This window comes from Bacillus testis (assembly GCF_001243895.1).
GTDB lineage: Bacteria > Bacillota > Bacilli > Bacillales > DSM-1321 > Bacillus_AD > Bacillus_AD testis.
This window is the reverse complement of sequence record NZ_LN851186.1, coordinates 1,557,260-1,570,253: the sequence shown is the minus strand read 5'-3', so window position 1 is coordinate 1,570,253 and position 12,994 is coordinate 1,557,260. Positions and strand designations below refer to the sequence as shown.

The following is a 12,994-nucleotide window of genomic DNA, read 5'->3' as shown; positions in this document are numbered from 1 at the left end:
TCCATTCAACATTCCTGCCTTTTTGCTTTTTATAGGATGAAGCCGGAAAAGTTGAGATGGCCCTTTTTCATTTGTCTTCTTTTTTGATTACCTTATAAGACCATAATAAATAGGGATGGTCATTTTTCTTTAAGGTAAACCCAAACTTTTTTAGCAACTCCATTTTGAAATGATCCGTATACTGGACTTCAAGGGCTACTTGATCGTACCGCCCTTTAAATTGTGGCATGACATACTCCAGAAATAAACGCAAACTTTCCTTAAAATAGAGCCTTTCTTCCTTGAAAGAAAGATAATGTACTTCGAGATAGGCAACGCCTTTTTGCCGCATGGAGGGGTACATCAGGAAATCGCCAACCATCATTTTATTGATCAAATCAGCCAATATCCATAAGTGAAAAGGAGAATCTTGTTCCTTCTCCATATCTTCAATCAAAAAAGGAAGGAAGGAGCGAAATCGGTAAGATGGCCATTGGCCAGGAATCGTTATAGGCGATCGATCAGTGAGCTCTTTTCTGAACAATACAATTGACTTAGCAAGATCTAAAGAACAATTCATAATCATTATATTTTCAGTTTTATAATCTTTCATGTTTCTCCCTTCCGTTCACATGTCATCAAAGGAAATTTTAATCGACGGGGCATCCATCCCAGCCGATCGTCGGTTGAACCAATTTCCTGTATCTCCTGTTTTCCCCCTTCTTCTTCAATCTCATTTTACTGTGTACGTTTTGGTTCCTAGAAAAGATTGAAAGACATTCCGAACATATAAAAAAGGATATTGCTTTATTATATTAAGCAATATCCTCTATTCATTCCTTTTTTTAGAAACCAAGTATAGCTTTTATGACCGAAGTGGTTTCCCCGCCTTTATAAAATACATATAGCAATAAATAGACTGTAACACCCATGATGGCTGTTATGAACCATACAATGCTGGTAACGGGTCCGATTTTTCTATGAAAAGCAAGATTTTTCTTGAAGCCTGCCCATAATGTCATTATCCCGAGGACAGCTCCGATCGTAGCTAGCGTGATATGTATAATTAAGAAAATCGTGTAGTAAATCTTAACGGAATCTGGGCCTCCAAACGCCGTATTGCCAATAAACACAGTTCTGCTGACATAAATTAAGAAAAATAAAACTGCAAATACAGCTGCCGTAATCATCGCTTTTTGATGGGCAGCAACCTTTCTTTGCTTAATCAATATCCAGCCAATGGCAACTGTAATAGCACTCAAGACTATGAAACTAGTGCTGATTGTTGGTAAGATCGGTAACATAAATTTTTAGACGCCCTCTCGTGTATAATTCCTCTTTATTCTAATAGACTTGCCAGTTTTTTTCAATAATTGTAACAACACTGACAAATTTTTGATTGCCAAGCAAAAGGATCCTTATTTGGTCGAACTGCCCATCATGTCTGTTTTGCCTACAGGATTTAAATCCAATTCCGATTTTCGTTCTTCTCTAGCCCAGGAGAAGAAGATTTGTGCCAAAACGATACCAAAAACGATTTCTTGGATAATCTTCATAATCACGCCCCCGGTCCTTTGATCCTCCAGTAATGGCATGGTATTAAACAGTTCCGGCCCTGTAATGGAAGCATTGGCCAATGCATCCGGCGGCACGCACAGTTTCATCGCTGACATCCAATGGACAGGATTCGAGTAGGTTTCATACATAGGATGGCCGGCAAAGATGATTAACCCGCAAGCAGGCGTTAACAGCATTCCATTGGCGAAGATATAGCCGATTCTTTTAATTCCATAAAACTGCTGATATTCTTCCAGCTTGTTCATGATCGGCCACCACATACAAATGGAAGTGATGAAAAGCAGTACCGTATACCCGGCATGAAGGACCATGTTCATCTTAATGCTGTCAAAAATGGCCGGTATATGATAAAACGAAAACGTTGCATTAAATACGAATAAAGCAATCAACGGCTTGGTTAAAAAGTGAAACACGCCTTTGATCGGCTTCCAATTGATCATGCTTCGCCATAACCAAGCGGGAATAGCCACAATCAGCATAGGCGGTATAACTAAAAATAAGACAGCCATTTGTGTCATATGGACGCTGAACATGATATGCCCCAATAGATCAATCGGCGATCCTTTCAACGCATAAAGCAGAATAAGCACCGTAATGAATAGAAAAGCCTGCTTAGCAGTCAATGCCTCGCTGTCCCTCTTAAAACTAGACCGAAGCTTTCCTGTAACTAAGAAATAAAGAATGCCTATAATGATCAACGAACAGCCAAAATATGGGCTCCATAAAGCCCTGAATCCAAAAATATCGAGTGTCAACATGTCCACCCCTTCTCTTCAAACTCTTTCATATGCATTTTCACCCTCTGCTAAAAAAACACAAGACCAGTTCCAACCTCACAACAGCTCTCTCACCTAAAAAGGCTGATAGAGAAGGAAGCGGCCCCTATAAGGCCTCCTATCACCATCAGCCAAAACGCTTAAATCCAGATAATGGTCATGAAAGCCAAAATCGTGATGGCTCCCACTGTCAGACCGGAATACAAAAAGATGCTTATGATGCCATGGCCTTTATGGCTCATGTGCATAAAATAATACAATTGAAAGATCACTTGGACAACTGCTAACAATAAAATCGTCGGCAAAATGAACCATCTTGAAAAGCCATCATATCCTACGGCAATAAATGAAACCAACGTCAGAAAAATCATCAGTGAAAAAGAAATCACTTGATATTTCATTTCCTCCGCATTTTTCTTACGGCGATACTTCAAATCGGCATCCTGGCGAGCAAAATGAGTTTGATTTTGATCCATACTTTATCCCACCATCCCCATTAAGTATACAACTGTAAAGATAAATACCCATACAACATCAATAAAGTGCCAGTAAAGGCTAGCCACATAGAATTTTGGCGCATTATACAGGCTAAGGCCGCGTTTCGCATTCCGTACCATTAGGGTAGTGATCCAGCAAAGACCGAAAGCGACGTGGCCTCCATGGAACCCTACAAGGGTATAAAAAGCCGAGCCGAATGCTGAACCAGCAAATGTGAAATGGAACTCATGCACATAATGGTTGAACTCGTAGATTTCAACGCCCAGGAATGCCGCTCCTAGCAAGACGGTTACCAATAGCCAAGCCTGCATTCCCTTAAAGTTATAATTTTTCATATGATACATAGCGTAGACGCTGGTCAATGAACTGGTCAAAAGCAAAAGAGTAGCAACGATGACAAGGTCCATCTGGAATAAGTCTTTCGCATGCGGCATCGATTCATTCGGCACCTTATCCTTCAGTGCCAAATAGGTGGCGAACAGAGTAGCGAACAGCACTGTTTCGCCGCCTAGGAATAACCAGAAGCCGACAAATTTATTTTTGCCTTCCAATGTTGCCCTTTCAGGAGAGGAAGGCCATGTTGCTTCAGTGAATTTTTCATCTGCGTGCATTATGCAATCCCTCCTTTTTCCTCTTCATCCATTAACTCTTCCTTATGGATATGGTGGCCCAGATCGTCTTTTACCGACCGGACAAACATGCTTATAAAGGTCACAAGCATACCGCCGATTAGTACAGGCAGTGCCCAAGGCGTCCCGCTCTTGACATACATGGCGCCAAATGCGGCGATAAACAAGCCAAGAGAAATCATAAATGGGATGAAAGAAGGGTTAGGCATATGGATGTCACCGATTGGTTCAGCTGGCGTCATGCCTTTTTTGCCTTCCATCTTCTCAAGCCAATAAGCGTCAAGACCCCTTACCAACGGAAGTTGTTTGAAATTGTAATGAGGCGGCGGAGAAGGAATAGCCCATTCAAGTGTACGCCCGTCTCCCCACGGATCATTTCCGACCTTTTCATTTTTAACCGAGGTGATGACAATATTGACCAATAAGACAACGACAGCAATGGCCATTAGTCCAGCGCCAACCGAGCTGATCATATTGCCAGTATCAAGGCCTTGGTTCGGCAAATATGTGAACACGCGGCGCGGCATCCCCATCAAACCTAAGAAATGTTGGATGAAGAATGTCAAATGGAAGCCGATCAAGAACAGCCAGAACGAGACTTTCCCCATCGCTTCATTCAGCATTGTTCCGAACATTTTTGGCCAGTAAAAATGAGCCCCAGCTAGCAAGCCCAACACGACTCCCCCTACAATAACGTAGTGGAAATGGGCAACAACGAAATACGTATCGTGATACTGATAATCCGCCGGCGCTGCCGCATTCATGATCCCTGTTACTCCACCCATGACGAATGATGGAATAAAGGCTACGGCATACAACATAGGGACCGTAAACTTGATGCTTCCTCCCCACATCGTCAAAAGCCAGTTAAAGATTTTAATGCCGGTAGGCACGGCAATCGCCATTGTTGCCACCGCAAAAATAGCATTGGCAATCGGGCCTAATCCTACAGTGAACATATGGTGGGCCCAAACCATGAAGCCAAGAAAGCCAATCAATACAGTGGCAAACACCATTGATGAATAACCGAATAATCTCTTTCTTGAAAATGTTGCAAATATTTCCGAGAAAATTCCGAATGCCGGAAGGATTAGAATGTATACCTCAGGATGTCCGAAGATCCAGAATAAATGTTCCCATATAATTGTATTTCCTCCCATTGCTACATGGAAGAAGTTAGCGCCGAACATGCGGTCGAATATCATTAAAAACAATCCGACAGTCAACGGCGGGAATGCAAATAAGATAAGAGCAGAAACAACAAATGTGGACCAAGTGAACAGCGGCATTCTCATATAGGTCATGCCAGGTGCACGCATATTGATGATTGTCACCAAGAAGTTGATTCCCCCGATTAAAGTCCCAGCCCCGGATATCTGCAAGCCAAGCGCATAAAAATCAATGCCGTGGCCTTCGGAAGCCAACGATAATGAAGCGTAAGAGGTCCATCCTGCATCCGGAGCGCCATCAAAGAACCATGATAGATTTAGGAAAAGGCCTCCAAATAAAAACAACCAAAATCCCAGTGAATTCAAAAATGGAAAAGCTACGTCCCGGGCACCTATCTGCAATGGAACCACTGCATTCATAAATGCGAATACTAACGGCATGGCAGCCAGGAAAATCATCGTTGTACCGTGCATCGTCATGATTTCATTAAATAAACCGCCACTGATAAAATTGTTATTTGGAACAGCCAATTGGATTCTCATGAACATGGCTTCTAATCCGCCGATCACAAAGAACAGTCCGCCAGCCACTAAATATAAGTGGGCAATCTTTTTGTGGTCCACGGTTGTTAAGTAGTCCCATATAAAACTGCCGAACCCCTTTTTTTGAGCGTACGTACTCACGTTTTTACCTCCCTTTGGTTCAATTAATCCCTGGTCATTTTTCTACCTTCAACTGCATGAGATAAGCCGCAAGAGCGTCCAACTCTTGTTCGCTTAATTTGTCATAGGCCGGCATTGTATTGCCCGGCTTCAAATCCTGTGATTCAGTTAGCCATTTTTTGATATTTTCTTCATTATGGTCAAGGATGCCCGCAACCCGTTCTCGTTCACCGAATGTTGCCAAGTTAGGCGCTTTTCTTGCTGCCATTGGCCTCTTGTCGTTCGGCGTAACAGCATGGCAGCCGATACATCCTTGGTCCGTGAAGAGTTTTTCCCCTTCCTGCGCAAGTGTTCCTTCTGCTTTTGGCGCTTCGGTTGCCCCTTGCATATCGCTTACCCACGTTTTGAAGTCATCCTTTGAGACCGTTTTCACTTTGAAATCCATCAACGCATGTGAAGGACCACAAAGCTCAGCGCATTTTCCATAAAAAATATTGCCTGCCTCATCCGCTTTTTTACTATCGAATTCTAGGTAAAACTGGTTAATGCCATCCACATTCGTATCCATCTTCCCACCTGCTGCCGGCAGCCAGAATGAATGCTTGACATCGGATGATTGCAGATTAAAGTAAACCTTTTCATTTGTTGGAACCACTAGGTCCTGCGATGTAATAACCCCTAAATCAGGATATTCGAATTCCCACCAATAAAGATTGGAACGGACATTTACGACCAGTGCATCCTTTGTTTTTCCGTCTTTATCTTTTTTGTTCATGGCTGAAACATCCGCTAAATTAAATGTATCGGCAACCACCGGTACAGCAAGTATAAGCAGTAGGATGATCGGGATAATGGTCCAGATCATTTCCAGCTTATGATTGCCTTCAATTTGTTTAGGGATTTTCCTGTCATCATTTTTACGTCTGAATTTAAAAATTACATACAAAAAGATCAAAGTGACGACCACGATTACCAACACCATAATAGAAGTGCTTAGCACCATAAGCCCATATTGCTTTTCTGCCACTTCGCCCGCCGGCTGTAAAGCCGATAAACTGCGTTTGCCGCATCCAGACAATACAAGAGCCAGAAGCGATAACAAGCCAAATAAACGCCATTTTTTCAGCCGTTTCTCCATAATTATGAAACCCCTCTTTCTTTAAATTTTTCTCACAATCCCTCTGAAACAACAATCTACTGAAAATTCCCTCTATTTAAACCTCTATAATCCCTTAGAGGAAACTTCCGGCTAATGGCAATGCAGCTTCCGGCGGCAAACCGTTTCCGCTATCAATATGTAAGCAATCAGTCCTGTGTATGTACGTTGTCCGTGTTTACCGCCCTTGGCACCATTGCAGACTGCATGAACGCTGATGGCGGCAGGAAGCCCCACCGCCCATCTTCATCGCGTTCTATATCAAGGTTACAATAACCATTGAAACAAATAGAATCGTCAAGTAATTCAACGAATAGATAAACATGCTTTTTGCCCATTTAATATCATCTTTCATCTTAAAACCATATAAACCTAAAGCCAGCCAGCCAATATTCAAGACGGCTGTCAAAATAACCAAAGGCATGCCGAGATCTGTCAAGAAAAATGGAATCGGCATCAGGAATAGCACCCATAAATTGGTGGAGATTTTTGTGCGTTTAAAGCCTTTTACTACAGGCAGCATAGGAACACCGGCTTTACGGTATTCTTCCGAGCGGCGCATAGCAAGCGCGTAAAAATGCGGAGGCTGCCAAAGAAACATAATCAGGAAAAGTGTCCAGGCGACTGTGCCTAAATGAGGCTCAACAGCAGCCCAGCCGATCAGCGGCGGAATGGCTCCGGAAAAGCTGCCGATTATCGTATTTGAAACTAGTTTTCTCTTAGAATAAGTATATACAATACTATACGCAAATACGCCTATTAGTCCCAATACAGCAGCTGTAAACGTGGTTAAGGCCAATAGAATTGTCCCCACCGTCACTAGCGATATCCCAACGAACAGAACTTTTGAGGCATTATACTTGCCTGTGACGGTTGGTCTTGCCTTGGTCCGCTCCATTAATTGATCAATATCGCGATCGATATAATTATTTATAGTCCCTGCTCCGCCTATAATGAGCGCAGTCCCCATCAAGGTATAAAAAACCGTATCCAGATTGTTTAAAAAACCAAGCTTGGCGAAATGGAGAGCCAGCCACATACCTGTAAAAGTCGTTATAAGATTAGACTTTATAATACCGATCTTGATAAGAGCCAGAAAATCGTCCCAGGCGCTTGCTTTTGTTATTTCTTTTTGAAGGCTTTGATCATCAGCCGCAGCCTTTGCGTTCGACATATTTCTTCCCCCTCTATCTAATATAGACAAACATATTAAGCAATATTATCTATAATCTCATTATTCCATACATTCCTATATTTGTATTGGTTCGAGCTCAGCCAATGTATGGCAGAAGCTTCAAAAATATGCCGAACTTTAACCATATTATACTAAAATTAGATTAAAATAACAAATTTTTCTATTCTTTGTTTATTAAAGCATATTTTCAGAAGTTTATGTGAATGTTTTTCGTATATTTTTTGACTTATTTGTGACCTCTTTTTGAATATATGAAACAAGGGAATTTCATTTCTGGTTGTATCTAGCAGTGAAAACGATCTTTTTTTTTATTGTTTAGAACCATACCCAGAATGGCGAATGAAAAATCCATCTTAAAATGGAATACCAGGGATAAATATCCTTTTATATTTCTATCAAAAATGAAGTTTACTTTCAACCCCTATTTTCCAAATTTTATAAATTGAAAATATTTTTCCATATTATTCAGACCATTGATCCTATATTTGATTCCAATGTTCTTTTCTTATTTCCACATTTTACATAAAATATAAATTTATGTTTGAATAACTCGTTTTTTTTCTTTATTATGATATTAAGAGCTGGGGAAAACTATTTTAAAATGATAGTCACTCTTCCCATCCAGAACGTTTTCCTGGGATTGGCCGATGTTTATTTATATCGCCGGCGGTCATGCAAGAAAGCGCATCCACTATTGAATTTCCTCACGGATGCAGCCTCTCGCGCTCTTTACTTGTCATCATAAACAAAGAAGGTGGAATCCAGTGCATCGGGCTTTAAAAAGATTTGCCGTTTTGACAACGATCGGAATGCTGCTCATCCTTCTTGGGGGAGCGCTTGTTACAAAAACAGATTCAGGTATGGGATGCGGCCGCTCATGGCCGTTATGCGATGGGCAGATTATTCCAGCCGATATAACGAAGGAAATGGTGATTGAATGGTCCCACCGGTCCGTTTCAGGGGCTGTAGGCCTTATGGTTTTGATTCTTTCCTTTTGGAGCTGGAAAAAAATCGGGCATGTGCGGGAAACAAAATTTCTGGCCATATTGTCCATCTCTTTTTTGATCCTTCAAGGATTAATTGGAGCAGCGGCGGTTTTATGGGGACAATCTGATTTTATACTCGCCCTTCATTTCGGCATTTCTCTCATTTCATTCGCAGCTGTTTTTCTTCTTACCTTATTGATCTTTGAAGTGGATAAAAAATTCGATACAGACAAACTGAGCATGGACCGCCGAATGACGTTTCATACGACAGGGATTTTGCTGTATATTTATTTTGTTGTATATACAGGGGCATTGGTGAGGCACAGCAAATCCAGTTTATCCTGCGCTGATTGGCCATTATGCAGAAACGACGGCTCATTTATGCCTGAAAATACATTTGAGTGGATACAAATGGGGCACCGTATGCTGGCTGGCCTTGCCTTTATTTGGGTAGCCTATGCAACTTTGCTCGCCATCAAGAACTACCGGCACCAGAAAGCCATACTATACGGATGGATTGCTTCATTTGTCTTGATTTGCCTGCAAGTGATTGCGGGAGCTTTCATTATCTTTACTCGCTTGAATTTATTTGTTGCGCTTTCGCATGCTTTCTTTATTTCCTGCCTGTTCGGTGTTTTAAGCTATATGCTTCTATTGGCAAGCAGAAGCAAACGGAACAAAGCTGTTGCCAGCGAACATTCCATTTCTGCAAACAAGTTGGCTCCAAACGAAAATATATCATAAATACTCTTTTCTTTTAGCAAAAGCCAAACCAAATGCATGGTTTGGCTTTCTTTTTTTGCCGTTCTAAACGGGACAGCACATCCATGCCAATAAAAAAGGCTGCCCATTTCTAAATGGGCAGACCTTTTATCACTTTATTTTTTTTCGATTTCCAGCAGCAGATCCCCGGTTGCAATCGGATCGCCATTGGCAACATGAATGGCTTTAACAATGCCATTGAAAGGAGCTTGCACAGTCGTTTCCATTTTCATGGCTTCTGTAATAATTAAATGTTCCCCTTTTTTGACTTCAGCTCCGGGTTCAACCACTACCTTAATGATGGTTCCCGGCATTGTCGCACCGATGTGGGACGAATTCGAAGGATCAGCTTTCACTTTCACCGCCACTGTCGATTGAATGCTTTCATCCTTGATGGAGATTTCTCGTTGCTGGCCATTTAAATCGAAATACAGTGTCCGCGTACCATCAGGATGCGCTTGGGAAATGCTTACCAGTTTAACGATCAGTGTTTTGCCTTTTTCGATTTCCACTTCTATTTCCTCGCCAATATCCATTCCATAAAAGAATGTCGGCGTATCTAAGCGGGAAATATTGCCGAAACGCTCCACTGTTTTGGCATATTCGATAAATACTTTAGGATACAGAGCGTAAGCTATGATATCAAAGCCAGAAACAGGGCGTTTGATTTCTTTGAATAGCTCTTCTTTCAGTTGATTGAAGTCGATATCTTCCAGCAGTTCTCCCGGCCGGACAGTAATGGCTTCCCTGCCCTTAAGGATTACTTTCTGCAAGTCTGCCGGGAAGCCTCCTTCAGGTTGTCCAAGCATCCCTTCAAACAATTCAATGACGGAATCAGGAAAATCAATATTGTTTCCTTTAGCGAGGACAGATTCTTCATCCAGATTATTTTGGACCATGAACAAAGCCATGTCTCCGACTACTTTTGATGAAGGTGTAACCTTGACAATATCGCCAAACATCAAATTGACCCTTCTGTACATATCTTTTACTTCTTCCCAGCGATCACCAAGGCCTACGCCTTTAGCCTGCTGCTGCAAGTTACTGTACTGTCCTCCCGGCATTTCATGTTTATATACATCCGTATGAGGAGCAATCAAGCCACTTTCGAATTCACTATAATATTTACGTACATCTTCCCAATAATTGCTTAGCTTTTCTGTCGAAGCAATATCAATTTTCGGCTGTCTCTCAGATCCTTCAAGCGCGTAACATAAAGTGTTCATGCTTGGCTGCGATGTCATCCCGGCGACTGATGAGATAGCTGTATCCACGATATCGACTCCGGCATCAATTGCTCTGCTCAATGTCAAGATTCCGTTGCCGCTCGTATCATGCGTGTGGAGATGGATAGGGATATCAATTGAATCCTTCAATTCTGAAATAAGCCTGTAGGCTGCCGCTGGTTTAAGCAAGCCGGCCATATCCTTAATGGCGAGTATATGGGCTCCCTGGTTCTGCAGTTCTTTTGCCAAGTTCTTATAATACTCTGTGGTGAACTTAGTACGTGTCGGATCATTAATATCCCCAGTGTAACAAATAGCTGCTTCGGCGACCTTGCCATTTTGTCTTACTGCATCAATTGCCGTCTCCATTCCTTTCACCCAATTCAGGCTATCAAAAATCCGGAAGACGTCAATTCCTCCCTGTGCTGACAATTCAATAAATGTTCGGATTACATTATCCGGATAGTTCTTATACCCTACTGCATTTGCCCCACGCAAAAGCATTTGGAACAAGATGTTCGGCATTTTTTCACGCAATAAAAGCAAGCGGTCCCACGGATCTTCTTTCAAGAACCGGTAGGCAACATCGAATGTAGCCCCTCCCCACATCTCCGTCGAGAAAAGATTTGGAAGAAGCTTAGCTGTCGGCTCTGCTATATGAAGGAGATCGTTGGTCCGGACACGTGTCGCCAATAAAGATTGGTGGGCGTCGCGGAATGTCGTATCGGTGATCAACACTTCATTTTGTTTTTTAATCCAATCAACTAATCCTTCCGCGCCCCTCTCTTCCAGGATTTGCTTAGTTCCAGGCTGGTATGCTTGCCCATGCGGCAGCAAGATACCACGCGGCGCTTCAAATGCTGGCTTTTCCTTTTTCTCAATGCCAGGGAATCCATTGACCGTTACATTTCCGATATAAGAAAGCATTTTGGTTCCTCGGTCCTTGCGCACTGGGAAAACGAATAATTCAGGAGTTTGGTCAATAAAAGACGTATCGATTTTACCTTCCTTGAACTTTTCATGCTTTATGACGTTTTCAAGGAATGGAATATTGGTTTTGATCCCGCGGATTCGGAATTCTTTCAAATTACGGATCATCTTATTAGAGGCTTGTTCGAATGTCAAAGCCCATGTGGAAACCTTTACAAGCAGAGAATCATAATACGGGGTAATGACAGCACCCTGGTAGGCATTTCCGGCATCCAACCGGACGCCAAATCCGCTTGCTGAACGATAAGCCATAATTTTGCCAGTATCCGGCATGAAATTATTTAATGGATCTTCCGTTGTGATTCTTGATTGGATTGCGTAACCAAATAACGGGATGTCAGCTTGTTGCGGAATATTCACTTTCTTGCTATGTAAACTATATCCCTCAGCAATCAGGATTTGCGATTGGACGATATCGATGCCTGTGATCATTTCAGTAACTGTATGCTCAACCTGAACACGCGGATTAACTTCGATGAAATAAAATTGATCATCGGCCACCAGGAATTCTACAGTACCGGCGTTGACGTATTTGACATTGTCCATTAATTTGACTGCCGCGTTACAGATGCTATGGCGCAGTTCCTCCGAAAGCGACACGGAAGGGGCAAGCTCGACGACTTTTTGATGGCGTCTTTGGACGGAACAGTCTCTTTCGTACAAATGCACAATATTCCCTTCGGAATCGCCTAGGATCTGAACTTCGATATGTTTAGGATTTTGGACATATTTTTCCACGTAGACTTCATCATTTCCAAAAGCTGCTTTTGCCTCTGACTTGGCGCGGTCATATGCTTCATTCACTTCCTCGAGGCTGTGGACAATTCGCATGCCTCTCCCGCCGCCTCCAAGAGATGCCTTGATGATAATCGGGAATCCATGCTCTTGCCCAAACGCAATGACGTCTTCCAACGATCCAACAGGGCCGTCGCTTCCTGGAATGACCGGGATATCGGCAAGGACTGCCTGTGTACGGGCTTTCACCTTATCTCCGAACATATCTAAATGTTTTGTTTCCGGACCGATAAAAATGATGCCTTCTTCTTCACAGCGTTTTGCGAATTCAATATTCTCCGATAGGAATCCATAGCCTGGATGGATGGCATCGACCTCAGCATCTTTGGCAATATCGATAATGCCTTCAATATCCAGATAAGCATCAATCGGTTTCTTGCCCTCACCGACCAAATAAGCTTCATCCGCTTTGAAGCGATGATAGGATTCGGAATCTTCCTTTGAATAAATCGCTACTGTCCGGATATTCAATTCCGTACAAGCTCTGAATACTCGGATGGCAATTTCACCGCGGTTGGCGGCAAGTACCTTTTTAATACGTCTTTCCAATCTCAACACCCACTTTAAGTATTTTAGAGAAATATGTGATCAA

10 protein-coding genes are annotated in these 12,994 nt (G+C 42.4%); 1 reads left to right on the top strand and 9 read right to left on the bottom strand.

What is annotated here, in order from left to right; translation table 11 throughout:
• Positions 1-67: 67 nt before the first annotated feature.
• From BN1765_RS08210 to cyoE, 8 genes are all read right to left on the bottom strand, one after another.
• Entirely contained in the window at positions 68-592 is a 525-nt protein-coding gene (locus tag BN1765_RS08210) for a hypothetical protein (protein WP_050614659.1), read from the bottom strand.
• A gap of 232 nt (positions 593-824) precedes the next feature.
• Positions 825-1,283 (bottom strand): DUF420 domain-containing protein, encoded by a 459-nt coding sequence (locus BN1765_RS08205; protein ID WP_050614658.1) that lies wholly within the window; start codon positions 1,281-1,283, stop codon positions 825-827.
• Between the two features lie 114 nt (positions 1,284-1,397).
• Entirely contained in the window at positions 1,398-2,315 is a 918-nt protein-coding gene (gene ctaG, locus BN1765_RS08200; RefSeq protein ID WP_187119432.1) for a cytochrome c oxidase assembly factor CtaG, read from the bottom strand.
• Positions 2,316-2,473: 158 nt separating this feature from the next.
• Positions 2,474-2,809 carry a cytochrome c oxidase subunit IVB gene (gene ctaF / locus BN1765_RS08195; protein ID WP_050614657.1) on the bottom strand — a complete coding sequence of 112 codons (336 nt, stop codon included), beginning with the start codon at positions 2,807-2,809 and terminating at the stop codon, positions 2,474-2,476.
• Between the two features lie 3 nt (positions 2,810-2,812).
• Positions 2,813-3,442 carry a cytochrome c oxidase subunit 3 gene (locus tag BN1765_RS08190; protein ID WP_050614656.1) on the bottom strand — a complete coding sequence of 210 codons (630 nt, stop codon included), beginning with the start codon at positions 3,440-3,442 and terminating at the stop codon, positions 2,813-2,815.
• Positions 3,442-5,313: a cytochrome c oxidase subunit I gene (ctaD, locus tag BN1765_RS08185; protein WP_050614655.1), complete on the bottom strand. Its 1,872-nt coding sequence runs from the start codon at positions 5,311-5,313 to the stop codon at positions 3,442-3,444. The genes BN1765_RS08190 and ctaD overlap by 1 nt, the downstream gene beginning before the upstream one ends.
• Before the next feature lie 34 nt (positions 5,314-5,347).
• Complete coding sequence (gene coxB, locus BN1765_RS08180; RefSeq protein WP_050614654.1) at positions 5,348-6,430, bottom strand: cytochrome c oxidase subunit II; 1,083 nt, start codon at positions 6,428-6,430, stop codon at positions 5,348-5,350.
• Between the two features lie 274 nt (positions 6,431-6,704).
• On the bottom strand, positions 6,705-7,622 hold the full coding sequence (gene cyoE, locus BN1765_RS08175; protein WP_050614653.1) for a heme o synthase: 918 nt from the start codon (positions 7,620-7,622) through the stop codon (positions 6,705-6,707).
• Between the two features lie 785 nt (positions 7,623-8,407).
• On the opposite strand from cyoE, the gene BN1765_RS08170 reads away from it, so the two are divergent.
• Positions 8,408-9,373, top strand: coding sequence for a COX15/CtaA family protein (locus BN1765_RS08170; protein WP_050614652.1), 966 nt, complete (start codon positions 8,408-8,410; stop codon positions 9,371-9,373).
• Between the two features lie 134 nt (positions 9,374-9,507).
• On the opposite strand, the gene pyc is transcribed toward BN1765_RS08170, so the two are convergent.
• Entirely contained in the window at positions 9,508-12,951 is a 3,444-nt protein-coding gene (gene pyc, locus BN1765_RS08165) for a pyruvate carboxylase (RefSeq protein ID WP_050614651.1), read from the bottom strand.
• Positions 12,952-12,994 lie beyond the last annotated feature (43 nt).

Bases quoted from the DNA above. Each gene is read 5' to 3' on its own strand.
- BN1765_RS08210 (WP_050614659.1), bottom strand. From the start codon at position 592: ATGAAAGATTATAAAACTGAAAATATAATGATTATGAATTGTTCTTTA.
- BN1765_RS08205 (WP_050614658.1), bottom strand. From the start codon at position 1,283: ATGTTACCGATCTTACCAACAATCAGCACTAGTTTCATAGTCTTGAGT.
- ctaG (WP_187119432.1), bottom strand. From the start codon at position 2,315: ATGTTGACACTCGATATTTTTGGATTCAGGGCTTTATGGAGCCCATAT.
- ctaF (WP_050614657.1), bottom strand. From the start codon at position 2,809: ATGGATCAAAATCAAACTCATTTTGCTCGCCAGGATGCCGATTTGAAG.
- BN1765_RS08190 (WP_050614656.1), bottom strand. From the start codon at position 3,442: ATGCACGCAGATGAAAAATTCACTGAAGCAACATGGCCTTCCTCTCCT.
- coxB (WP_050614654.1), bottom strand. From the start codon at position 6,430: ATGGAGAAACGGCTGAAAAAATGGCGTTTATTTGGCTTGTTATCGCTT.
- cyoE (WP_050614653.1), bottom strand. From the start codon at position 7,622: ATGTCGAACGCAAAGGCTGCGGCTGATGATCAAAGCCTTCAAAAAGAA.